The sequence below is a fragment of the Klebsiella sp. CN_Kp097 genome, assembly GCF_040064495.1.
Lineage (GTDB): Bacteria > Pseudomonadota > Gammaproteobacteria > Enterobacterales > Enterobacteriaceae > Klebsiella > Klebsiella aerogenes.
On sequence record NZ_JBEAIL010000033.1, the window covers coordinates 43,209 to 68,179 of the forward strand.

The 24,971-nt window shown below is 56.2% G+C and carries 26 protein-coding genes; 23 read left to right on the top strand and 3 right to left on the bottom strand.

What is annotated here, in order from left to right; translation table 11 throughout:
* Positions 1-72 precede the first annotated feature (72 nt).
* The 13 genes from cysG to rpoS all read left to right on the top strand — a co-directional run bounded on the left by cysG (position 73) and on the right by rpoS (position 11,300).
* The gene (gene cysG, locus ABLV07_RS23885) at positions 73-1,479 is read left to right on the top strand and encodes a siroheme synthase CysG (protein WP_162184003.1); all 1,407 of its coding nucleotides are present in this window, start codon (positions 73-75) and stop codon (positions 1,477-1,479) included.
* 9 nt (positions 1,480-1,488) lie between these two features.
* Positions 1,489-2,397 (top strand): sulfate adenylyltransferase subunit CysD, encoded by a 909-nt coding sequence (cysD, locus tag ABLV07_RS23890; RefSeq protein WP_047052752.1) that lies wholly within the window; start codon positions 1,489-1,491, stop codon positions 2,395-2,397.
* Between the two features lie 9 nt (positions 2,398-2,406).
* Complete coding sequence (gene cysN, locus ABLV07_RS23895; protein WP_348853850.1) at positions 2,407-3,834, top strand: sulfate adenylyltransferase subunit CysN; 1,428 nt, start codon at positions 2,407-2,409, stop codon at positions 3,832-3,834.
* Positions 3,834-4,439 (top strand): adenylyl-sulfate kinase, encoded by a 606-nt coding sequence (gene cysC / locus ABLV07_RS23900; RefSeq protein WP_015369981.1) that lies wholly within the window; start codon positions 3,834-3,836, stop codon positions 4,437-4,439. The genes cysN and cysC overlap by 1 nt, the downstream gene beginning before the upstream one ends.
* A gap of 50 nt (positions 4,440-4,489) precedes the next feature.
* Positions 4,490-4,816, top strand: coding sequence for a DUF3561 family protein (locus ABLV07_RS23905; protein ID WP_015369982.1), 327 nt, complete (start codon positions 4,490-4,492; stop codon positions 4,814-4,816).
* A gap of 138 nt (positions 4,817-4,954) precedes the next feature.
* Entirely contained in the window at positions 4,955-5,266 is a 312-nt protein-coding gene (gene ftsB, locus ABLV07_RS23910; protein WP_015369983.1) for a cell division protein FtsB, read from the top strand.
* Positions 5,267-5,285: 19 nt separating this feature from the next.
* Positions 5,286-5,996: a 2-C-methyl-D-erythritol 4-phosphate cytidylyltransferase gene (gene ispD, locus ABLV07_RS23915; RefSeq protein WP_020078075.1), complete on the top strand. Its 711-nt coding sequence runs from the start codon at positions 5,286-5,288 to the stop codon at positions 5,994-5,996.
* Positions 5,996-6,475 (top strand): 2-C-methyl-D-erythritol 2,4-cyclodiphosphate synthase, encoded by a 480-nt coding sequence (gene ispF / locus ABLV07_RS23920; protein ID WP_015369985.1) that lies wholly within the window; start codon positions 5,996-5,998, stop codon positions 6,473-6,475. The genes ispD and ispF overlap by 1 nt, the downstream gene beginning before the upstream one ends.
* Positions 6,472-7,521, top strand: a complete 1,050-nt coding sequence (truD, locus tag ABLV07_RS23925) for a tRNA pseudouridine(13) synthase TruD (RefSeq protein WP_015369986.1) — start codon at positions 6,472-6,474, stop codon at positions 7,519-7,521. Before ispF ends, truD begins: the two co-directional genes overlap by 4 nt.
* Positions 7,502-8,263 (top strand): 5'/3'-nucleotidase SurE, encoded by a 762-nt coding sequence (gene surE, locus ABLV07_RS23930; RefSeq protein WP_015369987.1) that lies wholly within the window; start codon positions 7,502-7,504, stop codon positions 8,261-8,263. Before truD ends, surE begins: the two co-directional genes overlap by 20 nt.
* The gene (locus ABLV07_RS23935; protein ID WP_015369988.1) at positions 8,257-8,883 is read left to right on the top strand and encodes a protein-L-isoaspartate(D-aspartate) O-methyltransferase; all 627 of its coding nucleotides are present in this window, start codon (positions 8,257-8,259) and stop codon (positions 8,881-8,883) included. The genes surE and ABLV07_RS23935 overlap by 7 nt, the downstream gene beginning before the upstream one ends.
* A 124-nt stretch (positions 8,884-9,007) precedes the next feature.
* Entirely contained in the window at positions 9,008-10,150 is a 1,143-nt protein-coding gene (nlpD, locus tag ABLV07_RS23940; RefSeq protein WP_015703293.1) for a murein hydrolase activator NlpD, read from the top strand.
* A gap of 157 nt (positions 10,151-10,307) precedes the next feature.
* Complete coding sequence (gene rpoS, locus ABLV07_RS23945; RefSeq protein WP_015369990.1) at positions 10,308-11,300, top strand: RNA polymerase sigma factor RpoS; 993 nt, start codon at positions 10,308-10,310, stop codon at positions 11,298-11,300.
* Positions 11,301-11,352: 52 nt separating this feature from the next.
* Here the strand turns inward: rpoS and ABLV07_RS23950 are convergent, their stop codons facing one another.
* Entirely contained in the window at positions 11,353-11,730 is a 378-nt protein-coding gene (locus tag ABLV07_RS23950; protein ID WP_015703291.1) for a DUF4440 domain-containing protein, read from the bottom strand.
* A gap of 122 nt (positions 11,731-11,852) precedes the next feature.
* Here ABLV07_RS23950 and ABLV07_RS23955 point away from each other — a divergent pair, with 122 nt between their 5' ends.
* Positions 11,853-12,740 (top strand): LysR family transcriptional regulator, encoded by an 888-nt coding sequence (locus ABLV07_RS23955; RefSeq protein WP_032709004.1) that lies wholly within the window; start codon positions 11,853-11,855, stop codon positions 12,738-12,740.
* On the opposite strand, the gene ABLV07_RS23960 is transcribed toward ABLV07_RS23955, so the two are convergent.
* Positions 12,737-13,156, bottom strand: a complete 420-nt coding sequence (locus ABLV07_RS23960; RefSeq protein WP_042895315.1) for a MarR family transcriptional regulator — start codon at positions 13,154-13,156, stop codon at positions 12,737-12,739. The two genes, ABLV07_RS23955 and ABLV07_RS23960, sit on opposite strands and share 4 nt — an antisense overlap.
* Before the next feature lie 172 nt (positions 13,157-13,328).
* On the opposite strand from ABLV07_RS23960, the gene ABLV07_RS23965 reads away from it, so the two are divergent.
* The 9 genes from ABLV07_RS23965 to ABLV07_RS24005 all read left to right on the top strand — a co-directional run bounded on the left by ABLV07_RS23965 (position 13,329) and on the right by ABLV07_RS24005 (position 22,202).
* The gene (locus ABLV07_RS23965) at positions 13,329-13,919 is read left to right on the top strand and encodes a non-oxidative hydroxyarylic acid decarboxylases subunit B (RefSeq protein WP_042895312.1); all 591 of its coding nucleotides are present in this window, start codon (positions 13,329-13,331) and stop codon (positions 13,917-13,919) included.
* 2 nt (positions 13,920-13,921) lie between these two features.
* A complete protein-coding gene (locus ABLV07_RS23970) occupies positions 13,922-15,349 on the top strand; it encodes a non-oxidative hydroxyarylic acid decarboxylases subunit C (protein ID WP_042895308.1) in 1,428 nt (475 codons plus the stop codon).
* A gap of 10 nt (positions 15,350-15,359) precedes the next feature.
* Positions 15,360-15,596 carry a non-oxidative hydroxyarylic acid decarboxylases subunit D gene (locus ABLV07_RS23975; RefSeq protein ID WP_032715717.1) on the top strand — a complete coding sequence of 79 codons (237 nt, stop codon included), beginning with the start codon at positions 15,360-15,362 and terminating at the stop codon, positions 15,594-15,596.
* Positions 15,597-16,009: 413 nt separating this feature from the next.
* Positions 16,010-16,546 (top strand): hypothetical protein, encoded by a 537-nt coding sequence (locus ABLV07_RS23980; protein WP_015703287.1) that lies wholly within the window; start codon positions 16,010-16,012, stop codon positions 16,544-16,546.
* Positions 16,547-16,595: 49 nt separating this feature from the next.
* Positions 16,596-17,282: a fimbria/pilus periplasmic chaperone gene (locus ABLV07_RS23985; RefSeq protein WP_063446408.1), complete on the top strand. Its 687-nt coding sequence runs from the start codon at positions 16,596-16,598 to the stop codon at positions 17,280-17,282.
* Between the two features lie 38 nt (positions 17,283-17,320).
* Positions 17,321-19,912 carry a fimbria/pilus outer membrane usher protein gene (locus tag ABLV07_RS23990; RefSeq protein WP_348853851.1) on the top strand — a complete coding sequence of 864 codons (2,592 nt, stop codon included), beginning with the start codon at positions 17,321-17,323 and terminating at the stop codon, positions 19,910-19,912.
* A complete protein-coding gene (locus ABLV07_RS23995; protein ID WP_015703284.1) occupies positions 19,912-20,463 on the top strand; it encodes a fimbrial protein in 552 nt (183 codons plus the stop codon). The genes ABLV07_RS23990 and ABLV07_RS23995 overlap by 1 nt, the downstream gene beginning before the upstream one ends.
* 23 nt (positions 20,464-20,486) lie before the next feature.
* Positions 20,487-21,038, top strand: a complete 552-nt coding sequence (locus tag ABLV07_RS24000) for a fimbrial protein (protein ID WP_015370001.1) — start codon at positions 20,487-20,489, stop codon at positions 21,036-21,038.
* Positions 21,039-21,059: 21 nt separating this feature from the next.
* Positions 21,060-22,202, top strand: a complete 1,143-nt coding sequence (locus ABLV07_RS24005; RefSeq protein WP_015703282.1) for a type 1 fimbrial protein — start codon at positions 21,060-21,062, stop codon at positions 22,200-22,202.
* A 56-nt stretch (positions 22,203-22,258) separates the two neighbouring features.
* Here ABLV07_RS24005 and mutS read toward each other — a convergent pair whose 3' ends face one another.
* Positions 22,259-24,820: a DNA mismatch repair protein MutS gene (gene mutS / locus ABLV07_RS24010; protein ID WP_348853853.1), complete on the bottom strand. Its 2,562-nt coding sequence runs from the start codon at positions 24,818-24,820 to the stop codon at positions 22,259-22,261.
* Positions 24,821-24,971 lie beyond the last annotated feature (151 nt).

Below are 24,971 nucleotides of genomic sequence, written 5' to 3' on the forward strand. Positions count from 1 at the left end.
TCATTTGCTCAAGGCCGCCCCCTATAGTCCCTCTATTGCTGAATGTAAGAGAGTTGTTGCGCCGTGGATTACTTGCCCCTGTTTGCCGAGTTGAAAGAGAGACCCGTGCTGGTTATCGGCGGCGGTGAAATTGCCGTCCGTAAGATTAAATTCTTGCTGCGGGCGCAGGCGAAGGTACAGGTGGTCGCCGCCGTCCTGTCGCCGGAGCTCGCTGAACAGGTTGAACGTCAGCAAATCAGCTGGCGGGCAACCGCCTTTGATGAGCAGCAGGTGGACGATGTATTTCTGGTGATTGCCGCCACCGACGATCGTGAACTTAACCAGCGGGTGTTTGCCGCGGCTAACGCGCGTTACCGCCTGGTAAATGTGGTGGATGACCAGCAACTGTGCTCATTCGTCTTTCCTTCTATTGTCGACAGGTCGCCGCTGCTGGTGGCGATCTCCTCCAGCGGCAAGGCGCCGGTGCTGTCGCGCATTCTGCGTGAAAAAATCGAAGCGCTACTGCCAACCAATCTGGGGCGGCTGGCCGAAACGGCGAGCTACTGGCGCCATCATCTGAAAACCCGGCTGACCACCACCGAAGCGCGTCGTCGCTTCTGGGAGCGCGTTTTCACCGGGCGTTTTGCCAGCCTGATGGTGGCCGGTAACCACGCGGCGGCGGAACGGGCGCTGCAGGATGAACTCGACAGGCCGGAACGCAGCGTGGGCGAAATTATTCTGGTAGGCGCCGGGCCGGGGGATGCCGGCTTGCTGACGCTACGCGGCCTGCAGGCGATTCAACAGGCGGACGTGGTGTTTTATGACCATCTGGTGACCGAGAGCGTGCGGGAACTGGTGCGCCGCGATGCCGAAATGATCTGCGTTGGCAAGCGCGCGGGCGAGCACTCCGTACCGCAGCACGAAACGAATCAAATGCTGGTGGAGGCCGCCAAAGCGGGGAAAACGGTAGTGCGCCTGAAGGGCGGCGATCCGTTTATCTTCGGGCGCGGCGGGGAAGAACTGCAGGCCGCCGCCGCCGCCGGGATCCCGTTCCAGGTGGTGCCAGGCGTTACCGCCGCGGCGGGCGCGACGGCCTATGCCGGCATTCCGCTGACCCATCGCGATTATGCGCAAAGCGCAGTTTTCGTCACCGGTCACTATAAATCTGACAGCGCGCCGTTTGATTGGGCGCTGCTGGCGAAGAGCCAACAAACGCTGGCGATTTACATGGGCACCATGAAAGCGGCGGACATCAGCGCTCAGCTGATCGCCCATGGCCGCGACGCGAATACTCCAGTGGCGGTGATTTCCCGCGGCACTCGCGAGGATCAGCAGACGCTGACAGGCACGTTACAACAGCTCGAACATCTGGCGAAAGATGCCCCAATGCCCGCGCTACTGGTGGTGGGCGAAGTGGTACAGCTGCATCAGCAGCTCGCCTGGTTTCAACACACAACGACAGCGGAAGGGTTTAACTCTTCTGTGGTAAATCTGGCTTAAGGAACGGTTATGGACCAAAAACGACTCACTCACCTGCGGCAACTGGAGGCGGAAAGCATCCATATCATTCGTGAGGTGGCCGCCGAATTCTCTAACCCGGTGATGATGTACTCCATCGGTAAAGATTCCAGCGTAATGCTGCATCTGGCGCGCAAAGCGTTTTATCCGGGGACCCTGCCGTTCCCGCTGCTGCACGTCGATACCGGCTGGAAATTCCGTGAGATGTATGAATTCCGTGACCGTACCGCCAAAGCTTATGGCTGCGAGCTGCTGGTGCATAAAAACCCGGAAGGGGTGGAGATGGGCATCAACCCGTTCGTTCACGGCAGCGCCAAGCACACCGATATCATGAAAACCGAAGGCCTGAAGCAGGCGTTGAACAAATACGGCTTTGATGCCGCATTCGGCGGCGCGCGTCGCGATGAAGAGAAATCCCGCGCCAAAGAGCGAATTTACTCCTTCCGCGATCGTTTCCACCGCTGGGACCCGAAAAATCAGCGTCCGGAGCTGTGGCACAACTACAACGGTCAGATTAACAAAGGCGAAAGCATTCGCGTCTTCCCGCTCTCTAACTGGACCGAGCTGGATATCTGGCAGTACATCTACCTGGAAAATATTGAAATTGTTCCGCTGTACCTGGCGGCAGAGCGCCCGGTACTGGAGCGTGACGGTATGCTGATGATGATTGATGACGACCGTATCGATCTGCAGCCGGGCGAGATGATCAAAAAGCAGATGGTGCGCTTCCGTACCCTCGGCTGTTGGCCGCTGACCGGCGCGGTAGAGTCCAACGCGCAAACGCTGCCGGAAATTATTGAAGAGATGCTGGTATCCACCACCAGCGAACGTCAGGGGCGCGTCATTGACCGCGACCAGGCAGGCTCCATGGAGCTGAAAAAACGTCAGGGGTATTTCTAAGGAGCCGCCATGAACACTACGATTGCACAACAAATTGCTAAAGAAGGTGGCGTAGAAGCTTATCTGCACGCGCAACAGCACAAAAGCCTGCTGCGTTTTCTGACCTGCGGCAGCGTCGATGACGGCAAAAGTACCTTGATTGGCCGCCTGCTGCACGATACGCGCCAGATTTATGAAGATCAGCTCTCTTCCCTGCACAATGACAGCAAGCGTCACGGTACTCAGGGCGAGAAACTGGATCTGGCGCTGCTGGTGGATGGCCTGCAGGCCGAGCGCGAGCAGGGCATCACCATTGATGTCGCCTATCGCTACTTCTCGACTGAGAAACGCAAATTTATCATTGCCGACACGCCGGGCCATGAGCAGTACACCCGTAATATGGCGACCGGCGCGTCCACCTGCGATCTGGCGATCCTGCTGATTGACGCCCGCAAAGGCGTGCTCGACCAGACTCGCCGCCACAGCTTTATCTCTACGCTATTGGGGATTAAGCACCTGGTGGTCGCGGTGAACAAAATGGATCTCGTCGAGTTCAGCGAAGCGCGCTTCAATGAAATTCGTGAAGATTATCTGACCTTCGCCGAACAGCTGCCGGGCAAGCTTGATATCCGTTTCGTGCCGCTCTCGGCGCTGGAAGGGGATAACGTCGCCACCCAGAGCGATAAAATGCCGTGGTACAGCGGCCCGACGCTGCTGGAAGTGCTGGAAACCGTTGACATCCAGCGCGAGGTTGAAAGCCAGCCGCTGCGCTTCCCGGTGCAGTACGTGAACCGTCCGAACCTGGATTTCCGCGGTTTCTCCGGCACCGTCGCTTCCGGTACGGTCACCGTTGGCCAGCGCCTGAAGGTATTGCCGTCGGGCGTGGAGTCGAACGTGGCGCGTATTGTCACCTTTGACGGCGACCTGCCTCAGGCCGGGGCGGGGGAAGCGATCACTATCGTCCTGAAAGATGAAATCGACATCAGCCGCGGCGATTTGCTGGTTGACGCTGAAGCCTCGCTGCCTGCGGTACAAAGCGCCAGCATCGACGTCGTGTGGATGGCGGAACAGGCGCTGTCGCCGGGCCAGAGCTATGACATTAAAGTGGCTGGCAAGAAAACCCGCGCACGCGTTGACGCTATCCGCTATCAGGTGGACATCAATAATCTGACCCAGCGGGAAGTCGAAACCCTGCCGCTGAACGGCATTGGGCTGGTGGAGCTGACCTTTGACGAGCCGCTGGTGCTCGATTCGTATCAGGACAACCCGGTGACCGGCGGGCTTATCTTTATCGATCGCCTGAGCAACGTGACGGTTGGCGCGGGAATGGTCAACGAACCGCACCTGCAGGCGCAGGCCCCGACGTCGCAGTACAGCGCGTTTGAACTGGAACTGAATCAGCTGATTCGGAAACACTTCCCGCACTGGGACGCGCGCGATCTGCTGGGAGGCAAGTAATGGCCCGGCATGACGAAAACGTCGTCTGGCATGCGCATCCGGTGACCCGAGAGCAGCGCGAGCAGCACCATGGCCATCGCGGCGTGGTGCTGTGGTTTACCGGCCTCTCGGGGTCGGGTAAATCCACCGTCGCCGGGGCGCTGGAAGAGGCGTTGCACGAGCTTGGCGTAAGCACCTATTTGCTTGACGGCGATAATGTGCGTCACGGGCTGTGCAGCGATCTGGGATTCAGTGACGACGATCGCAAAGAGAACATTCGCCGCGTCGGTGAAGTGGCTAAGCTGATGGTCGATGCCGGGCTGGTTGTATTGACGGCATTTATATCTCCGCATCGTGCAGAACGGCAGATGGTGCGTGAGCGTTTGGGAGAGGGACGCTTTATCGAGGTCTTTGTCGATACCCCGTTAGCCATCTGTGAGACGCGGGATCCAAAAGGATTGTACAAGAAGGCGCGGGCAGGGGAGTTGCGCAATTTTACCGGTATTGATTCGGTCTATGAATCCCCGGAGAATGCTGAAATTCATCTGGATGGTGAACAATTGGTAACAAATTTGGTGCACCAACTATTAGACCTGCTTCGACAGAGCGATATTATCAGATCCTGAAAAGGCAACGGCATCGAGGGGTGCCGGTCGGCCGGTCAACAGGATTCGATATGCGCAATACCCAGAACCTCAGTATTATTCGTTCAGAACCGCCTCCGGCGGCCAGCGACGAGACCACCTGGTCTTTGTCGGGCGCCGCCGTGGGCTTTATTTCGTGGCTGCTGGCGCTGGGTATTCCCTTCCTCTTGTATGGCGGTAATACGCTCTTTTTCTTCCTCTACACCTGGCCTTTCTTCCTTGCCATTATGCCGGTCGCCGTGGTGGTCGGTATTGCGCTACATTCATTACTGGACGGCAAGCTGATTTACAGCGTTTGCGCGACGATTTTAACCGTCGGGCTGATGTTTGGTCTGCTGTTCCTCTGGTTGTTGGGATAGCCTTTTTGGGATGAATCAAGCCTGGGTATCCATCGCAAAAATGTGGTACAGTCCCCGCGTTACGCGGCATCGTCCGCGCGCCAGGGTAGAGTACTCCGGCGAGTTATGGGATGATGATGCCGTTTTTCAGGGGGCAGGATGGGTAAATTAACGCTGCTATTATTAGCTTTGCTGGTCTGGCTACAGTACTCGCTGTGGTTTGGCAAAAATGGTTTGCACGACTATAGCCGGGTTAATGACGATGTCTCCGCTCAGCAGGCCACTAACGCCAAATTAAAAGCGCGCAACGATCAGCTTTTCGCCGAAATTGACGATCTCAACGGCGGTCAGGAAGCGATCGAAGAACGCGCACGCAATGAACTCAGCATGACCCGCCCGGGCGAAACATTCTATCGTCTGGTGCCGGATGCCTCAAAACGCAATCAGGGTTCTGCGCAGAATAATCGATAAACAAGCCCAGGATGACAATATGGCAGCCACTTTTCCGGGCGTTTGCGCCGTGGTGCCGGCAGCCGGTTTTGGCCGCCGTATGCAAACGGAGTGCCCGAAACAATATCTCTCAATCGGTAACAAAACGATTCTCGAACATTCGGTCGCCGCGCTGCTGGCGAACGAACGCGTTCAGCGGGTGGTGATCGCCGTCAGCCCCGGCGACCTCCGCTTTAGTCAACTTCCCTTAGCCCATCATCCGCAGGTCACCGTCGTTGACGGCGGCGCCGAGCGCGCAGATTCGGTACTCGCGGGGCTAAAAGCGTTAGCGGATGCGCAATGGGTGCTGGTTCATGATGCCGCGCGACCGTGCCTGCATCAGGACGATCTCTCGCGGCTGCTGGCGCTGAGCGCAACCAGCCGCGTCGGCGGCATACTGGCGGCGCCGGTGCGCGATACCATGAAGCGTGCCGAACCGGGCAAAACCGCGATCGCCCATACCGTTGAACGCAATGATTTATGGCATGCGCTGACGCCGCAATTTTTCCCGCGTGAACTGCTATTTGACTGCCTGACGCGCGCGCTGGATGAAGGCGCGACCATCACCGATGAAGCGTCGGCGCTGGAGTACTGCGGCTTCCATCCCGAATTGGTCGCCGGACGAGCTGATAATATTAAAGTAACGCGCCCGGAAGATCTGGCGCTGGCCGAATTTTACCTTACCCGTTCCCGACACCAGGAGAAGGCTTAATGCGAATTGGACACGGTTTTGACGTACACGCTTTTGGCGGTGAAGGGCCAATTATTATTGGCGGGGTACGTATTCCTTATGAGAAAGGGCTGCTCGCCCATTCCGATGGCGACGTCGCGCTACACGCGTTGACCGACGCGCTATTGGGCGCTGCGGCGCTCGGCGACATCGGTAAACTGTTCCCGGATACCGATCCGGCCTTTAAAGGCGCGGATAGCCGCGAGCTGCTGCGTGAAGCGTGGCGGCGGATTCAGGCTAAGGGATATATCCTTGGCAACGTTGACGTCACCATCATCGCCCAGGCGCCAAAAATGCTGCCGCATATCCCGCAGATGCGCGTGTTTATCGCCGAAGATCTCGGCTGCCATATGGACGACGTCAATGTGAAAGCGACCACCACCGAGAAGCTTGGCTTCACCGGCCGTGGCGAAGGCATCGCCTGTGAAGCGGTGGCGCTGCTGCGTAAGGCTGCGCAATGATCGCCTTTGATGACTTAACATACCTGCACGGCAAGCCGCTGGGCCAGGGGCGGCTGAAGGCCAATCCGGAAGACTTTCTGGTGGTCGAAGACCTCGGTTTCGCCCCTGATGGCGAAGGCGAACATGTGCTGGTGCGGATTCTGAAAAATGGCTGCAACACCCGTTTTGTTGCCGATGCGCTGGCGAAATTCCTTAAAATCCATGCGCGCGAAGTGAGCTTTGCCGGGCAAAAGGATAAGCACGCGGTCACCGAACAGTGGCTGTGCGCCCGCGTGCCGGGCAAAGAGATGCCGGATCTGAGCAAGTTTCAGCTCGAAGGCTGCCAGGTGCTGGAGTATGCCCGCCATAAGCGTAAGCTGCGTTTAGGCGCGCTGAAGGGCAACCAGTTCACGCTGATCCTGCGGGAAATCAGCGAACGCGACGATGTCGAAAAGCGCTTGCAGGCGATTGCCGACTGCGGCGTGCCGAACTATTTCGGCTCGCAACGCTTTGGTATCGGCGGCAGTAACCTGCAGGGCGCTTTGCGCTGGGCCGAGAGCGGCGAACCGGTGCGCGATCGCAATAAACGCAGTTTTTGGTTGTCGGCGGCTCGCAGCGCGTTGTTTAATCAGCAAGTTGCAATTAGATTAAAAAAAACGGAATTTAATCAGGTTGTTGATGGCGATGCGCTACAATTAGCGGGGCGCGGAAGCTGGTTTGTGGCAACCACCGAAGAGTTGGCGGAATTGCAGACGCGGGTCGATAACCGCGAACTGATGATTACCGCTGCGCTGCCGGGCAGCGGCGACTGGGGCAGCCAACGCGACGCGCTGGCCGCCGAGCAAGCCGCGATAGCCGAAGAAACGTCGCTACAGGCGCTGCTGGCGCGCGAGAAAGTTGAAGCCGCGCGCCGGGCGATGCTGCTGTATCCGCAGCAATTGTGCTGGAACTGGTGGGATGATGTCACTGTTGAACTGCGCTTCTGGCTGCCAGCGGGAAGTTTTGCCACCAGCGTGGTAAGGGAACTTATCAATACAACGGGTGACTATGCGAATATTGCTGAGTAACGATGACGGTATCCACGCGCCGGGGATCCAAACCCTGGCGAAGGCCTTACGCGAATTTGCTGAGGTCCAGGTCGTTGCACCCGATCGTAATCGCAGCGGCGCCTCAAATTCGCTCACGCTGGAATCTTCTCTGCGCACGTTCACCTTTGAAAATGGCGATATCGCCGTCCAGATGGGCACGCCGACCGACTGCGTCTATCTCGGCGTTAACGCGCTGATGCGCCCGCGCCCGGATATTGTGGTCTCTGGAATCAACGCGGGCCCCAATCTTGGCGATGATGTTATCTATTCCGGTACCGTCGCGGCCGCGATGGAAGGCCGCCATCTTGGTTTTCCCGCCCTTGCCGTTTCGCTGAACGGCTATCAACATTACGATACCGCGGCGGCAGTGACGTGCACCATTCTGCGCGCGTTAAGCCGCGAGCCGCTGCGTACCGGGCGGATCCTCAACATCAACGTGCCGGATCTTCCCCTCGAGCAAATCAAAGGCATTCGCGTCACCCGCTGCGGTAACCGGCATCCGGCCGACCAGGTCATCCCGCAAAAAGATCCGCGCGGCAATACGCTGTACTGGATCGGCCCGCCGGGAGATAAGCGCGATGCCGGGCCGGGGACCGATTTTGCGGCGGTGGATGAAGGCTATGTTTCCGTAACGCCATTGCATGTCGATTTAACCGCTCATCAGGCACATGAGGTGGTAACCGATTGGTTAGAACGCGTCGGGGTTGATACGCAATGGTAAGTAAACGTGTTGAAAGTTTGTTGAATCAGCTACGCACTCAGGGCATCGTCGATGAGCGGGTCCTCGAGGCAATCGCGCAGGTTCCGCGCGAAAAATTCGTTGATGAAGCCTTTGAACATAAGGCGTGGGAAAACACCGCGCTGCCGATTGGCCAGGGGCAAACCATCTCGCAGCCTTATATGGTGGCGCGGATGACGGAGCTTCTGGAACTGACGCCGGACTCAAGGGTGCTGGAAATCGGCACCGGCTCCGGCTATCAGACGGCGATCCTGGCGCACCTTGTGCACCACGTCTGCTCGGTTGAGCGGATTAAGAGCCTGCAGTGGCAGGCGCGTCGGCGTCTTAAACAACTTGATTTACATAATGTTTCAACCCGTCATGGCGATGGATGGCAGGGTTGGCAGGCTCGCGCGCCTTTTGACGCGATTATCGTCACCGCCGCGCCGCCGGAAATTCCGGCCGCGCTGATGGCGCAGCTTGATGAAGGCGGCGTGCTGGTTTTGCCTGTCGGTGAAGAACATCAGTACCTGAAGCGGATCCGTCGCCGCGGCGGCGAATTTTTCATCGATACCGTCGAAGCCGTTCGCTTTGTTCCGCTCGTCAGAGGGGAACTGGCCTGAACCCGGATTATTCCAGGTTTTTTTTGCCTAAGTTTAGGCGTAGGGTGGACACATTTTTCAGTGTCCTGGCCGGGCGCTGCCCGGTAAGCAAGATATTGGCAGTTAACATATTCCTGGGGGATAAATGAGCGCGGGAAGCCCAAAATTTACCGTAAGCCGTATTGCGGCGTTGTCACTGGTTTCACTCTGGCTGGCCGGGTGTACAAATACCAATAATCCGCCTGCGCCGGTGAATTCGGCAAGCGGCGCTGCGTCCTCCAGCACCAATTCCGGGATGCTGATTACACCGCCATCCTCCGGCGCGCAGCAAGTTCCGCCGGCTCAGCCGATTCAGCCGATGCAGACCCAGCCAATTCAGACTCAGCCGACCCAGGTTCAGCCGATGGCTCAGCAACCGGTGCAGACGGTGAACGGTAAGATCGTTTACAACCGTAAATATGGCGATATTCCGAAAGGCAGCTACACCGGCGGCAGCACCTATACCGTTAAGCGCGGCGATACCCTGTTCTATATCGCATGGGTCACCGGCAACGATTTCCGCGACCTTGCGGAACGCAACAACGTCCCGGCGCCGTACGCGCTGAACGTGGGCCAGGTGCTGCAGGTCGGCAACTCCGCAGGCCAGCCGATCACCGGCGAAAACCCGGTATCTCAGGCTAGCGCGCAAGCAAGCGGCGGTGCGACGGCCACCACAACTTCTGCACAAAAATCCACCGCAGTGGTTGCGTCACAACCGACTATTACGTATTCTGAATCTTCAGGTGAACAGAGTGCTACTAAGATGTTGCCGAATAATAAACCAGCAACGACCACGACAGCGGTCGCTCCGGTTACGGCGCCATCAACCGTTAGCACAACCCAACCGACTGCAAGCAGTACGTCTACCAGTTCGCCGATCTCATCATGGCGCTGGCCGACTGATGGCAAGGTTATCGAGAACTTTAGCGGCGCGGAAGGCGGCAATAAAGGTATCGACATTGCAGGCAGTAAAGGACAGGCTATTGTCGCGACCGCCGATGGGCGCGTCGTCTATGCCGGTAACGCACTGCGCGGTTACGGTAATCTTATTATCATCAAACACAACGATGATTACCTGAGTGCCTACGCTCATAACGATACCATGCTGGTTCGGGAGCAACAGGAAGTCAAAGCGGGGCAGAAAATCGCTACCATGGGTAGCACCGGAACCAGCTCAACAAGATTACATTTTGAAATTCGTTACAAGGGGAAATCCGTCAACCCGCTGCAGTACTTACCGCAGCGATAATTTGGCAAAGTACGGATAAGCGTAACACCATGAAAGGCGCCAGGGCGGTCGCGATATGCCTCCTTCAGTGGAGGCATAAAGAGGATAACTCCGGCGTCGTTTAGTGATGGGTCGCGGAAGGTGCTTTGCTCAGGGATCACGGGTAGGAGCCACCTTTATGAGTCAGAATACGCTGAAAGTTCATGATTTAAATGAAGACGCGGAATTTGATGAGAACGGAATGGAGGTTTTCGACGAGAAAGCCTTAGTAGAAGAGGAACCCAGTGATAGCGATCTGGCTGAGGAAGAGCTGCTGTCGCAAGGCGCCACCCAGCGCGTTCTCGATGCGACACAGCTGTATCTTGGTGAGATTGGTTATTCCCCGCTGCTGACGGCCGAAGAAGAAGTCTATTTCGCCCGTCGCGCACTACGTGGAGATGTTGCTTCACGCCGTCGCATGATTGAAAGTAACCTGCGTCTGGTGGTGAAGATTGCTCGTCGTTACAGCAATCGTGGTCTGGCGCTGCTGGATCTGATTGAAGAAGGTAACCTCGGCCTGATCCGCGCAGTTGAGAAGTTTGACCCGGAGCGTGGGTTCCGTTTTTCAACCTACGCCACCTGGTGGATCCGTCAAACGATTGAACGGGCGATTATGAACCAAACCCGTACCATTCGTTTACCCATCCATATTGTGAAAGAGCTGAACGTTTATCTGCGTACCGCGCGCGAGTTGTCGCATAAGCTGGACCACGAGCCAAGCGCCGAAGAGATAGCCGAACAGCTGGATAAACCGGTTGATGACGTTAGCCGTATGCTGCGTCTGAACGAGCGCATTACCTCAGTGGATACCCCGCTGGGCGGTGACTCAGAAAAAGCGCTGCTGGATATTCTGGCCGATGAAAAAGACAACGGCCCGGAAGACACCACGCAGGACGATGATATGAAACAGAGCATCGTCAAATGGCTGTTCGAACTGAACGCCAAACAGCGCGAAGTACTGGCTCGTCGTTTCGGGCTGCTGGGTTATGAATCCGCAACGCTTGAAGATGTGGGTCGTGAAATCGGCCTGACCCGCGAACGCGTTCGTCAGATTCAGGTGGAAGGCCTGCGCCGCCTGCGGGAGATCCTGCAGGGACAGGGGCTAAACATCGAAGCGCTATTCCGCGAATAAATCGTTTTCTCTCAAAAAGGCCCAATCCAGCGATTGGGCCTTTTCCTTTGCATTAACCGATACGGGTTTCCTGCAGGTGACGCCAGAGGATTTTTCCCTCAATGCGTTGAAATATCGCCGTGGACCAGCGCACGACTTCGCCTTGTTCCGGCAGGGTCTGGCTTTCGCGGTAGAGCACCGCGCCGCCGTCATGCCATTCGCTCAACACCTGCGCATTATCAACCACGATACTTAATCCCGGGCGGCTGCCGCCAGCGCTATGGAAAAAGCCGCTTACCGTCGGGTAATCCATCTTAGCGCCGCTGATAGGAACCATTGTAAACTCTTGTGCAAAACGGCTCATCAGCGCTTGTGCGCTACCTTCCTTCCGGCCCAGCCATTGTTCAATGATCACGTGGGCGTCGATAACTTCTTGGATCCATGGGTTCATGTTTTCTCCGGATTAAGCTGCAGGCAATGCAGGGGATTACTGTAAACCGCGTCTCAGGGGCGGATAAATGCGCTTTTCAGGGATATACTGTCTAAAAATTTTTGACAATAAGCCCTATTCAAATGCTAAACCTGCAGCGCGTTACCATGTTTGTCGCCGTTGTTGATGCCGGAAGCTTTACTGCCGCGGCGGCGGCGCTTGGGCAGACCAAAGCGGTGGTCAGTTTTAACGTTCGCCAGCTAGAGAGTGAACTGGGGGTGACGTTGCTGCTGCGTTCGACGCGCCGGTTAACGCTCACCGAAGCCGGGGCGGTGTTTTACCAGCGCGGCGTCGGGCTGTTGAAAGCCGCGGAGAATTTACAGGATGAGGTGCGCGCCAGCCACGCCGGGTTAAGTGGTGAACTGCGGATCACCACCACCCCGGAATATGGCGCCCAGGTGATTATCCCGGCACTGGCGGAATTTGCTCGTCGACATCCGGCGCTGCGGGTGCGTCACGTCTCATCGTCTTATCACGCGGATTTGATCTCTGAACGTTTTGATGTCGCGATACGCCTCGGGACCCTGGCCGATTCACGCTATCATGCGGCCCGGATTTCGCGTTTCGCCATCGTGCCCGTGGCCTCGCCGATTTGGCTGGATAAACATCCGCTGCGCACGCTTGCCGACCTGGCACAGGCGGAGTGGATAGTTAACGAGCGCCTGGCGACGCCGCTACGCTGGCAGCTCCTGACCGTCGAAGGGCAATCGATCGCTTTTGAAATTACGCAACCACCGCGGATCTCAGCCGATAGCGCACAAGCGTTAATGGGCTTCGCGCTGGCGGGAAGCGGGGTGGCGCTGCTCCCGGAGTGGCTGGTGGCCGAAGCTATCGCGCGGCAGGAGCTGGTGCGGGTAGTGCCAGAGTATATTTTTCCATCGCAGGGGGTATACGCCGTCTACCCGGACGCGCAGCATGTGCCAACCAAGGTCCGGGCATTTATCGATTTTCTGCGCGAACGAACCGCTTAATCCGCGTTTTTATTTTCCATCATTTTCAGCACCAGCCGGGAAAACTGCGCGCGCTCCTCTTCGTTAAGGCGGCTCAAAAACTCTTCATCGACCCGATTGCCCTGCGGCATGGAATTTGCCAGCAGCGCCTGCCCCTCATCCGTCAGATAGACAAAGCGGCGACGTTTATCGCTCGGATCGTGTTCGCGGCGTACCAGCCCGCGTTTTTCCATCCGGCTAAGCATCTCCGCCAGCGTCGCTTTTGTGCTGACGGCCGCTTCGATAAGCGTCACCTGCTCGATACCAGGATGTTCGGCTACCGAGCGCATCACCGCGTATTGCGGCTTGGTCAGTTCCGGTAATTCATGCTGCCAGCGCGCGGTATGCTGTTGAAAAAGCTGGCGTAGAAGGTGGAACGCCTCGTTACGTAACTCCATGGACACTCCGTCACAAAAATATCACCTTTATGATAGCCGTATTTTCGGCTTCTTTTCACATCTCATTTTTTTGATTATTGATGCGATCGTGTGCGAACGATATTGAGATCTCGCAAGAATGAGCGTAGTTTTAATACAAATGTTCGTATACGAACAATGTATGAGGTAGCGAATGAAACTGATTATTGGGATGACCGGGGCGACCGGCGCGCCGTTAGGCGTCGCGCTGTTGCAAGCGCTGAACGAAATGCCGGATGTGGAAACGCACCTGGTGATGTCGAAATGGGCAAAAACCACCATTGAGCTGGAAACGCCCTATAGCGCTCGTGAAGTCGCCGCGCTGGCGGACTTCTGCCATAGCCCTGCGGATCAGGCCGCGACCATCTCATCAGGATCGTTTCGTACCGACGGCATGATTGTTATCCCCTGCAGCATGAAAACGCTGGCGGGTATCCGCGCTGGCTATGCGGAAGGGTTAGTCGGCCGCGCGGCGGACGTGGTGCTGAAAGAGGGGCGCAAGCTGGTTCTGGTGCCACGTGAAATGCCGCTGAGCACCATTCATCTGGAGAACATGCTGGCGCTGTCGCGCATGGGCGTAGCGATGGTGCCGCCCATGCCTGCCTATTACAACCACCCGGAAACGGTAGAGGATATCACCAACCATATTGTAACCCGGGTGCTGGATCAGTTTGGTCTCGAATACCACAAAGCGCGTCGCTGGAAAGGCTTACGCGCGGTCGAGAATTTATCACAGGAGAATTAGTCATGGCTTTTGATGATTTACGCAGCTTTTTGCAGGCGCTGGATGAGCAGGGGCAACTGCTAAAAATTAGCGAAGAGGTGAATGCCGAGCCGGATCTCGCCGCTGCCGCTAACGCCACTGGGCGCATCGGCGACGGCGCGCCGGCGCTATGGTTCGATAACATTCGCGGCTTTACCAACGCCCGTGTCGCCATGAACACCATCGGTTCCTGGCAAAACCACGCGATTTCGCTGGGGCTGCCGCCAAACACGCCGGTGAAAAAGCAGATTGATGAATTTATTCGCCGCTGGGATAAATTCCCGGTAACGCCGGAGCGTCGCGCCAATCCGGCGTGGGCGGAAAACACCGTTGATGGCGACGATATCAACCTGTTCGATATTCTGCCGCTGTTCCGCCTGAACGATGGCGACGGTGGTTTCTATCTCGACAAAGCCTGTGTGGTTTCGCGCGATCCGCTTGACCCGGACAACTTCGGCAAGCAGAACGTCGGTATTTACCGGATGGAAGTGAAAGGCAAGCGCAAGCTGGGCCTGCAGCCGGTACCGATGCACGATATCGCGCTGCATCTGCATAAAGCGGAAGAGCGCGGTGAGGATCTGCCCATTGCCATCACCCTGGGTAACGATCCGATTATTACCCTGATGGGCGCCACGCCGCTGAAATATGATCAGTCAGAATATGAGATGGCGGGCGCGCTGCGCGAAAGCCCGTATCCCATCGCCACCGCGCCGCTGACCGGCTTTGATGTTCCCTGGGGCTCAGAGGTTATCCTTGAAGGGGTGATTGAAGGGCGCAAGCGTGAAATCGAAGGGCCGTTCGGCGAGTTCACCGGCCACTACTCAGGCGGCCGCAATATGACGGTGGTACGTATCGATAAAGTCTCTTATCGCACAAAACCGATTTTTGAATCGTTATATCTCGGTATGCCGTGGACCGAAATCGACTATCTGATGGGCCCGGCGACCTGCGTGCCGCTGTACCAGCAGCTGAAGGCGGAGTTCCCGGAGGTGCAGGCGGTCAACGCCATGTACACCCATGGCCTGCTGGCGATTATCTCCACCAAAAAACGCTACGGCGGTTTTGCCCGCGCGGTGGGATTACGGGCGATGACTACCCCGCACGGCCTCGGTTACGTGAAAATGGTGATTATGGTCGATGAAGATGTCGATCCGTTCAACCTGCCGCAGGTGATGTGGGCGCTCTCCTCGAAGGTCAACCCGGCGGGCGACCTGGTGCAGTTGCCGAACATGTCGGTGCTGGAGCTTGACCCTGGTTCCAGTCCGGCGGGGATCACCGACAAACTGATTATCGACGCCACCACCCCGGTTGCGCCTGACCTTCGCGGTCACTACAGCCAGCCGGTTCAGGATTTACCGGAAACCAAAGCCTGGGCTGAAAAACTGACCGCCATGTTGGCCAACCGTAAATAAGGAGAAGAAGATGATTTGTCCACGTTGTGCTGATGAACAGATTGAAGTGATGGCGACGTCGCCGGTAAAAGGGGTGTGGATCGTTTACCAGTGTCAGCACTGCCTCTATACCTGGCGTAATACCGAACCGCTGCGTCGTACCAGCCGCGAACATTATCCGGAAGCGTTCCGCATGACGCAGAAAGATATTGATGAAGCGCCACAGGTGCCGCATATTCCACCGCTGTTGGCGGAAGATAAGCGTTAAATCACTGGCCCGGATATTCCGGGCCTTTTTATTTAGAATTAAAGGGCGTGACAACTATTTTCAATTAGATTATAACTAGTGACTTAATCATTAAGGATTATAATTCACATCTTGTCAGCTATCATTACTCATTTCTGCTTCTCTCTGGGTGTTTTTTAAACAGTCAACCCTCCATAAGTTTTTAATTAAATGCATCCAATTTGAATCAGTCTGTAAATATCTTGTAGTCTAAATATGGACTCGATGGGGTATTTTAAAATACATATTGACGTCCATTTTTTCTAAACGAGTTAATAAACATTATCACTGAACGTGCATTATTTAATGGGCGTTTGTTGATAATGCTTTTCGGTTGTCATTTTGACAACAATTAATAATTGCGATGTTTATTATTTTTATTGGGATATTAAAGAATGAAACTTACTAAAATCGGCGCAGCTCTGGTTCTGACTTTTGGCATGAGCGCGGCAGCGATGGCATCTAACACCATTACCTTTAACGGTGAAGTGCTGGAGACGGGTTGCAACATCACTGTTGATGGCGGTACTCCGGATGCAACCGTTGAACTGGGCAGCGTGGCAGCAACTGATTTGGTAGCAAAAGGTGACCTCGGCGCGCCGAAACAGTTCGTTTTTAATCTGGACCAGTGCCCGACTGCGTCCAATGTCAATATTGTCTTCTCTGCGCCGGTTGACCCGGTGGCTGGTGATGACTCGTACTTCGCGAATACTGCCTCTGGGGTTGGCGTCACTGCTGCACAAAACGTTGCCGTTCAACTGAAGCAAGGCGGTTCTAATGGCACCATCGTGAAGAACAATGCAGACAACGATCCTATTACCCTGGACTCTGGTTCTGCTACCGAGACCTACACCGCATCGATGATTGCTGTTGATCAGGCTGTTGCTGGTACGGTTCAGTCCGTTGTGACCTATAACGTCCGTTATAACTAATCCTGAAGGAGGGGAAACCCTCCTTATATTTCTGTGAGTGCATTGCATAATGAAACCCATCGCAGCTTTTGTTTTTTGTGTGGCCGCCGTTGCCAGTCTGAATGCGTCTGCCAGTATCGTTACCGGCGGAACGCGGGTGATTTTTGACGGCTCCCATCAGGCCGCCTCGTTATCCGTGGAAAACTCGGACAAAGTTACCAATCTGGTGCAATCCTGGGTCAGTCCCGCCGAAGGTAGCGCGCTGAAAAAAGAAACTATGATTATTACGCCGCCGCTGTTTCGCCTCGAAGCCGGGAAAAAAGCGTCAATCCGGATTGTTCGTTCAGGGATGCCGGTTCCGGAAGATCGCGAATCATTATTGTGGCTAAACGTAAAAGGTATTCCCGCTACGGATGATAGTTCTGCTGGCAAAAATACCATGCAGATTGCCATCAATTCGAAAATTAAGCTGATCTATCGCCCGGTTGCGCTCAAAGGCCAGTCGCCGGAAAGCAGTGCAAATAAAGTGGTATGGAAGCCGGCTGCCGGCGGTGTGCAGGTCAATAATCCGACGCCGTTTTATATGAACTTCTCCAGCATAGAAATTAATAATCATGCGCTCAGCGGCCAATATTTTGTCGCGCCGTTCTCCACGCTGAATATTTCCGAAAGGAAGATCCCCTCCCACGGCAAAGTGACCTGGTCGCTGATTAATGATTACGGCGTGAAAGGTCAGGACAAAGTCTCTTCATATTAATCGGCACGGTACGTATCCCGTACGGATACAGGGTAATAATGGAAAAAGTTAAGCATACCTATGTCCTTTCTTTAGGGCTGGGGCTCAGTATTGCCTTCAGTTCTTTCAGCGCCATTGCTCAGGAACATTTTAACCCTCGTCTTTTGGAAACGGATAGTACAGAGACGCCAATGATGGATCTCAGTCTGTTTGCCAAAGATGAGGTACCGCCTGGTGACTATAACGTCGATATTTATATCAACGGTAGCCTGGTGGATACTAAAACCATTTCCTTTCGCAAGCTGTCGGACGACAAGAACACCACTGCCGGACAGGTTGTGGGGGCGTGCCTGAGCGTGTCTGAGCTGAAAGCCTGGAATGTGCGGGTCGATAACTACTTTAGCGAACAGGACAAAACCAGCGAGTGCGCCAGCCTGCAGGCTATTCCGGGTCTGGAACAGAAAATGGATCTGGCGAATCAGCGCTTTGATCTCACTATCCCGCAGGTTGCCCTGCTCAACACCGCCCGTGGCTACGTTTCGCCAGAGCGATGGGATGAAGGTATTGCCGCCGGTTTGCTTAACTACAGCGTCTCTGGTCAGCAGGATTTGCACCACCGTAATGGCGTGGACAGTAGCAACCAGTTCGTCAGCCTACAGCCGGGACTGAACCTGGGAGCGTGGCGTTTGCGTAACTATTCCACCTACAGCCACTCTGAATCCGAAAGTGAGTGGGATTCGGTGTACACCTACGCTTCCCGCGATATTAAATCCCTGAAAAGCCAACTGGTTCTCGGGCAGGGCACCACCCGCGGCGGCGTGTTTGATAGCGTGGGTTTTACCGGGGTACAGATGTATTCCGATAATGATATGAAGCCGGACAGCATGCAGGGCTTCGCGCCGGTGATCCGCGGTATCGCCCGCAGCAACGCCGAGGTCACGGTGTACCAGAACGGACACAGCATCTATAAGGCCACGGTGCCGCCGGGGCCATTCGAATTCAGCGATATGTACCCGACCGGTAGCTCCGGCGACCTGAAAGTGGTGATCAAGGAGTCTGATGGTTCGCAAAGTAGCTTCATCGTCCCTTACGCCACATTGCCGGTGCTACAGCGTGAAGGACAGGTGCAGTATGGCCTGGTGGCGGGTAAAACCCGCCAGGACGGATCGGATTCGCGGGCGGAAGACTTTAACTTTGTCCAGGGATCGGCGGCCTGGGGCGTCGGCAAAGGTGTGACCTTGTACGGCGGCTATATTCAGGCGGAAGACAAATACTCCAACCTGATTGCCGGTACCGGTTTTAACCTCGGCAGCGCCGGGGCGCTCTCTTTTGATATTTCACAGTCGTGGGCGGATGTCCCGCAGCCGGACAATACACGGCAGATGGAACACCATAGCGGCCAGTCGTACCGCGTGCGCTACAGCAAGACGCTGCAGCAGACCAACACCGATATTGCGGTGGCTGGCTACAAATTCTCAACCCGCGGTTATCTGTCGTTCCAGGATTTCCTCAATGACTGGGACCCGGGCAACAGCGCCATCGATAACGGTCGCGAACGTAATCGTTTCGACGTGACTATCTCACAGACGCTGCCTTTCGGGACGTTGTCCCTGACCATGTATGACGCCTCCTACTGGAATAGCCAGCACGCCGACTCGCTGAACCTCGGCTTCAGCAGCACGCTGGGGCCGGTATCGTACTCGCTAAACTATGCGCACACGAAAAACGTTGATGGCGGTTATGGCAACGATTCCGATGAATACGATGACGATAACGTCTTCTCGCTTAACTTTAGCGTACCGTTCAGCGCCTTCAGCAATAGTGAAGCGGCGCAGTCGATTTCGGCTAACTACTCGATGAACAGCAGCAAACACGGCGATACCACGCATAACATCGGTATTTCCGGCACCGCAATGCAGCAAAACCAGCTCAACTGGCAGGTGTCGGAAGGCTATAACGCCGATGCAGAAGCGACCAACGGCAACGTTACCGTCGGCTACCAGAGCTCGTATGCCGATGTGTCCGCAGGCTACAGCTACGACGACTACAGCCGTCGTCTGAACTATAGCCTACGCGGCGGAATGGTGGTTCACAGCGGCGGTATTACCCTGGCCCGTCAGTTGAATGACAGCGTAGCGCTGGTGGAAACGCCGGGCGTCTCCGGGGTGCCGATCAATGGCCAGACTAACGTCCATACCGACTACTTTGGTAATGCGATTGTGCCGTACGTGCGTCCGTACCACAGTAACCAGATTTCCCTCAATACCGTGGAGGCCAGCGATGCCACCGCGGCCATTGATAACGTCGCCAAAACCGTGGTGCCGACCAAAGGCGCGGTGGTCCGCGTGAAGTACAACACCTGGATTGGCCGGAAGGCGATGATGACGTTGATCTTCAACGGTAAGCCGGTGCCGTTCGGCGCGGTAGTTACGCAAACCAGCGATGATTCGGACGACACCCGCAGCAGCATCGTCGGCGACAGTGGCGAAGTATACCTGGTTGGTCTCGCCGATAAAGGGCAACTGATGGTCAGGTGGGGCGACGGGGCGAACAAACAGTGTGCCGTTGACTACTCACTGGCGGGTGCGAAGTCGCAGGCCGATATTCTGTTTATCAACGGGATATGCCATCCCGTCCAAGGGGCTCACTGATGTCACGCTTTCATTTTGCTACCGTCCGACGCATGGCGGCGACGAGCCTGCTTTTCGTTGCCGGGCTGCCGTCTGCGCTGGCGTACAACACACAGGATGTCATTAACTTCAGCGTCACGGGGAATATTGTGGCAGGCAGCTGTAATGTTAGTTATCCCGCGACCGTTGAACTGGGAACCTATCTGCCAACGGATTTTATTAATGAAGGCGATAGCACGGACAATGTCCCGTTCACTGTCTCTTTCACTAACTGTTCTCCCTCGCTGACTAAAGCGACGGTAGCGTTTACCGGTGCCGTAGATGGAACCCAGCCATTCTATTTTGCCAACGGGATTACGGCAGAGGGGGGCGGCGCAACCGATGTTGCACTGGAATTATTAACCGATGCGGATCACTGGCAAATGTCTAACGGGCAGAGTCATGACGTCACTCTCGAGTCAGACAGCCATGCCGGTGAAATCATTTTTATCGCAAGAATGGCAACCCCAGGCCACAACCCCGGTACCGGGGAGTTCCAGAGCGTCGTCACCCTGAACGTTGTTTATAACTAGTTACCTGATAAAAGGCAGGAGACATGTCAAAATTTTTATATGCTGTTCTGTTTTTCGCGGGGATGCTGGTTAGCGCAATGTCAGCTCTGGCTGGGGATAATAATCTCCGGGAGACACGTGATATTACCTTTCACGGCAGGATTGCCGCAGGAACCTGTAATGTCACCAATCCTGAAACCGTAGATCTGGGGAAATACTATAAAGGAGACTTTTCTGTTGCCGGCGGTAACACCGGTAATGTTCCAGTCACCATCAGTTTTGACAGCTGTACTGCTGAAATCAGCCAGGCCACCGTCACCTTCACCGGCACGCCCTATTCCGAAGACCCGACCTATGGCTCGGTCATTTATGCCAATCAGGTGACGCCTGATGCCGATGGCGCTACCGATGTTGGATTGCAGTTGTTCGATTATCCAGCTATCCACGTGGCGCTGGCCAATGGGGTGAGTTATCCGGTACCCATTGAAAATGGCGCGGGCGCATTGAAATTTATTGCCCGCATGTACACCCCTCATGGCGCCCCAACGGCGGGTAAATTCAGCTCCGCGGTCACGTTGAACGTGACCTATAACTAACCCCGATTTAAGGCAAACAACGTGTTAAAATTTTTATATGCCACCCTGTTATTGCTGGGGCTATTTCCGCTGGCGGCCCAGGCGGTTTGTCATCGTACCGACGACACCCCGTCGCAATCTTATGTTGCGATGCCGCAGCAGCTACTGGTCTCCAGTAAAAATTATGCGCCGGGCGAGATCCTGTATGACTCCGGATATATGTCCGGCGGCACGACAACCATCAAGAACTGTGCGGGGACCTATTACGTCGGCTTTCACTACGCCGGCGCGTTAACCACCGCCAGCCCGCTGCAGGATAATGTCTATCCGTTGACCAATGGTTCAACCGCCACCGGGCTCGGTATTCGCGTCTATACCATTAATCAGGCGGGCCCGTTTGATGACGAACGGGCGATCGATAACAGCTGGCAGGAACACGATGCCGGGGCAGGCTCCGACCACACCCTCAATAACTCCGCTTATCGGGTGCAGATTATCGCCACCGGCGGGCCGATAACCAGCGGCACGTTTAACGTACCGAGCCCGCTGGCGCGGGTCGATTATCGCGAAACACAGAGTATTGATAGCAGCGATGGCGACATCGCCTCCACGCTGACGCTGTCGACCACCACGGTTGAAGTACATGCGATGGGCTGTACGGCTTCAGTCTCTTCTTTGCTTTTTGATATGGGGAGTGTCGATGTCTCTTCGTTTGATAACCAGCAAACGGTAGAAGGACCTGAACAGAGCGTGGGGCTTTCATGCGAACCGGGAACTAACGTAACGCTGAAATTTAGTGGCGCGGTGGCGTCGGGAGACAATGACAACGGTTCGGTCTTCGCACTGACCGACGCCGGCTCTGACGGCGTAGCGACCGGCGTTGGCGTGAAAATCCTAACCTATAATCCGAATCGACAATCTTTTATTTCTCTACCTATTGGCCAGACGTTTGGCGTCTTTAGCTCCGATCGTGACGCGGCGGCGGCGGCAAATAGCGGACAGGATGCCGATGGCAATGCCATTTCCGATATTGGCTCCGCAACGACTTATAGCGATGATGCGAATAGGGGAGGGGCAGGGGCAAGTGAAGCGATCCGCTTCCGGGCGGATTACTACAAAACCGGTTCGGCGGTGACCCCCGGTACCGCCAATGCCACCGGGACGATCACCCTGCAATATAACTGATGCTAAAAACAAAAAGCCTGACGATGACGCCAGGCTTTTTGTTATTTAACGCTTAATTACGCCAGGCTTTTCAGGCGGTAGATCCACTCCAGCGCCTGACGCGGGCTCAGCGAATCCGGGTCAAGATTCTCCAGCGCTTCCAGCGCCGGTGAGGTCTCTTCCGGCGCGGAGAGCAGCGACATCTGCGTACCATCAACCTGCGTGGCGGCGGCATTTGGCGAAATGCTCTCCAGCTCGCGCAGTTTCTGCCGCGCGCGCTTGATCACCTCTTTCGGCACCCCCGCCAGCGCGGCGACCGCGAGGCCATAGCTTTTGCTGGCCGCGCCGTCCTGCACGCTGTGCATAAAGGCGATGGTATCGCCGTGCTCCAGCGCATCGAGGTGCACGTTGGCCACGCCTTCCATTTTTTCCGGCAACTGGGTGAGCTCGAAGTAGTGGGTCGCGAACAAGGTCAACGCTTTGATCTTATTCGCCAGATTCTCGGCGCAGGCCCACGCCAGCGACAGACCGTCGTAGGTAGACGTGCCGCGACCAATCTCGTCCATCAGCACCAGGCTGTGTTCGGTGGCGTTGTGCAGAATATTGGCGGTTTCGGTCATCTCCACCATGAAGGTGGAACGGCCGCTCGCCAGGTCATCCGCCGCGCCGACGCGGGTAAAGATGCGGTCGATCGGGCCAATTTCTACCTTCTGCGCCGGCACGTAGCTGCCGATATAGGCCAGCAGCGCAATCAGCGCGGTCTGGCGCATATAGGTGCTTTTACCGCCCATGTTCGGGCCGGTGATGATCAGCATGCGGCGCTGCGGCGCCAGCTGCAGCGGGTTGGCGATAAACGGCTCTTTCAGCACCTGCTCCACCACCGGGTGGCGGCCTTCGGTAATGCGAATACCGGGTTTATCGATAAAGGTCGGGCAGCAGTAGTTCAGGGTCTCCGCGCGTTCCGCGAGGTTCACCAGTACGTCCAGCTCGGCCAGCGCGCTGGCGCTGGTTTGTAAGTCGGCCAGATGCGGCAGCAGCTTTTCGAACAGGTCGTCATAGAGCTGTTTTTCCAGCGCCAGCGCCTTGCCTTTTGAAGTCAGGACCTTATCTTCGTATTCCTTCAGTTCCGGAATAATGTAGCGCTCGGCGTTTTTCAGCGTCTGGCGGCGCACGTAGTGGATCGGCGCGTGCTGGCTCTGGCCGCGGCTGATCTGGATGTAGTAACCGTGAACGGCATTGTAGCCGACCTTCAGGGTATCAAGGCCCAGCCGCTCGCGTTCGCGGATTTCCAGTTTGTCGAGATAATCGGTCGCGCCATCGGCCAGCGCCCGCCACTCATCCAGCTCTTCATTATAACCCGGAGCAATAACGCCGCCGTCACGTACCAGCACCGGCGGCGCATCGATGATCGCGCGTTCCAGCAGTTCACGTAGTTCGGCGAACTCGCCCATTTTCTCGCGCAGCTGTTGCACCGGCTGACAGTCAACGTCGGCCAGCAGCTCGCGCAGCAGCGGCAGCTGCTGGAAGGCATGGCGCATGCGGGCTAAATCGCGCGGGCGGGCGGTACGCAGCGCCAGACGCGCCAGAATACGTTCGAGATCGCCGACCTGACGCAGCACCGGCTGCAGCTCGGTATAGCGTTCCTGTAAGGCGCCAATCGTTTGTTGGCGTTCAACCAGCACCGCGGTATCGCGTACCGGCATATGCAGCCAGCGTTTGAGCATGCGGCTGCCCATCGGCGTGACCGTGCAGTCGAGTACCGAGGCAAGGGTGTTATCAACGCCGCCGGCGAGATTCTGGGTGATCTCCAGATTGCGACGGGTGGCGGCATCCATAATGATGCTGTCCTGCTGGCGTTCCATAGTGATGGAGCGGATATGCGGCAGCGAGGTGCGCTGGGTATCTTTGACGTATTGCAACAGGCAACCGGCGGCGCACAGCCCGCGCGGGGCGTTTTCGACGCCGAAGCCCACCAGATCGCGGGTGCCGAACTGCAGGTTGAGCTGCTGGCGCGCGGTATCGATTTCGAACTCCCATAGCGGGCGACGGCGCAGGCCGCGGCGGCCTTCAATCAGTGACGATTCGGCAAAATCTTCCGCATATAGCAGTTCCGCCGGATTGGTACGTTGTAGTTCCGCCGCCATGGTCTCGCGGTCGGCCGGTTCGCTCAGGCGAAAGCGCCCGGAGCTGATATCCAGCGTCGCGTAGCCGAAGCCCTTGCTGTCCTGCCAGATGGCGGCCAGCAGGTTGTCCTGGCGCTCCTGCAGCAGCGCTTCATCGCTGATGGTGCCCGGCGTGACGATGCGTACCACTTTGCGTTCAACCGGCCCTTTGGTGGTGGCCGGATCGCCAATCTGTTCGCAAATCGCGACCGACTCGCCATGGTTTACCAACTTTGCGAGATAGTTTTCCACCGCGTGGTGGGGAATGCCGGCCATGGGAATCGGTTCGCCCGCGGAAGCGCCGCGTTTGGTCAGCGAGATATCGAGCAGCTGCGAGGCGCGTTTGGCGTCGTCATAAAACAGCTCGTAAAAGTCGCCCATCCGGTAAAACAGCAGGATCTCCGGATGCTGAGCCTTCAGCTTCAGATACTGCTGCATCATTGGGGTATGGGCGTCTAAATTGTCGATTGTGCTCATAGGGTGTTATCCAGGTCCCTGATTTTTAATAGAGTGCGATTTTATTATTGTCGTCGTTATCGCATGAGGAAGACATGATAACGGAGATAGGCATTTGAGGGAAAGTGACGAAGTAGATGCAGCGATCCTGATTCCACTTCGCGAACGCGCG

Excerpts from the sequence above, each read along its gene's own strand:
- cysD (WP_047052752.1), top strand. The coding sequence starts at position 1,489 with ATGGACCAAAAACGACTCACTCACCTGCGGCAACTGGAGGCGGAAAGC.
- cysN (WP_348853850.1), top strand. The coding sequence starts at position 2,407 with ATGAACACTACGATTGCACAACAAATTGCTAAAGAAGGTGGCGTAGAA.
- cysC (WP_015369981.1), top strand. The coding sequence starts at position 3,834 with ATGGCCCGGCATGACGAAAACGTCGTCTGGCATGCGCATCCGGTGACC.
- ABLV07_RS23905 (WP_015369982.1), top strand. The coding sequence starts at position 4,490 with ATGCGCAATACCCAGAACCTCAGTATTATTCGTTCAGAACCGCCTCCG.
- ftsB (WP_015369983.1), top strand. The coding sequence starts at position 4,955 with ATGGGTAAATTAACGCTGCTATTATTAGCTTTGCTGGTCTGGCTACAG.
- ispD (WP_020078075.1), top strand. The coding sequence starts at position 5,286 with ATGGCAGCCACTTTTCCGGGCGTTTGCGCCGTGGTGCCGGCAGCCGGT.
- ispF (WP_015369985.1), top strand. The coding sequence starts at position 5,996 with ATGCGAATTGGACACGGTTTTGACGTACACGCTTTTGGCGGTGAAGGG.
- truD (WP_015369986.1), top strand. The coding sequence starts at position 6,472 with ATGATCGCCTTTGATGACTTAACATACCTGCACGGCAAGCCGCTGGGC.
- surE (WP_015369987.1), top strand. The coding sequence starts at position 7,502 with ATGCGAATATTGCTGAGTAACGATGACGGTATCCACGCGCCGGGGATC.
- ABLV07_RS23935 (WP_015369988.1), top strand. The coding sequence starts at position 8,257 with ATGGTAAGTAAACGTGTTGAAAGTTTGTTGAATCAGCTACGCACTCAG.
- nlpD (WP_015703293.1), top strand. The coding sequence starts at position 9,008 with ATGAGCGCGGGAAGCCCAAAATTTACCGTAAGCCGTATTGCGGCGTTG.
- rpoS (WP_015369990.1), top strand. The coding sequence starts at position 10,308 with ATGAGTCAGAATACGCTGAAAGTTCATGATTTAAATGAAGACGCGGAA.
- ABLV07_RS23950 (WP_015703291.1), bottom strand. The coding sequence starts at position 11,730 with ATGAACCCATGGATCCAAGAAGTTATCGACGCCCACGTGATCATTGAA.
- ABLV07_RS23955 (WP_032709004.1), top strand. The coding sequence starts at position 11,853 with ATGCTAAACCTGCAGCGCGTTACCATGTTTGTCGCCGTTGTTGATGCC.
- ABLV07_RS23960 (WP_042895315.1), bottom strand. The coding sequence starts at position 13,156 with ATGGAGTTACGTAACGAGGCGTTCCACCTTCTACGCCAGCTTTTTCAA.
- ABLV07_RS23965 (WP_042895312.1), top strand. The coding sequence starts at position 13,329 with ATGAAACTGATTATTGGGATGACCGGGGCGACCGGCGCGCCGTTAGGC.
- ABLV07_RS23970 (WP_042895308.1), top strand. The coding sequence starts at position 13,922 with ATGGCTTTTGATGATTTACGCAGCTTTTTGCAGGCGCTGGATGAGCAG.
- ABLV07_RS23975 (WP_032715717.1), top strand. The coding sequence starts at position 15,360 with ATGATTTGTCCACGTTGTGCTGATGAACAGATTGAAGTGATGGCGACG.
- ABLV07_RS23980 (WP_015703287.1), top strand. The coding sequence starts at position 16,010 with ATGAAACTTACTAAAATCGGCGCAGCTCTGGTTCTGACTTTTGGCATG.
- ABLV07_RS23985 (WP_063446408.1), top strand. The coding sequence starts at position 16,596 with ATGAAACCCATCGCAGCTTTTGTTTTTTGTGTGGCCGCCGTTGCCAGT.
- ABLV07_RS23990 (WP_348853851.1), top strand. The coding sequence starts at position 17,321 with ATGGAAAAAGTTAAGCATACCTATGTCCTTTCTTTAGGGCTGGGGCTC.
- ABLV07_RS23995 (WP_015703284.1), top strand. The coding sequence starts at position 19,912 with ATGTCACGCTTTCATTTTGCTACCGTCCGACGCATGGCGGCGACGAGC.
- ABLV07_RS24000 (WP_015370001.1), top strand. The coding sequence starts at position 20,487 with ATGTCAAAATTTTTATATGCTGTTCTGTTTTTCGCGGGGATGCTGGTT.
- mutS (WP_348853853.1), bottom strand. The coding sequence starts at position 24,820 with ATGAGCACAATCGACAATTTAGACGCCCATACCCCAATGATGCAGCAG.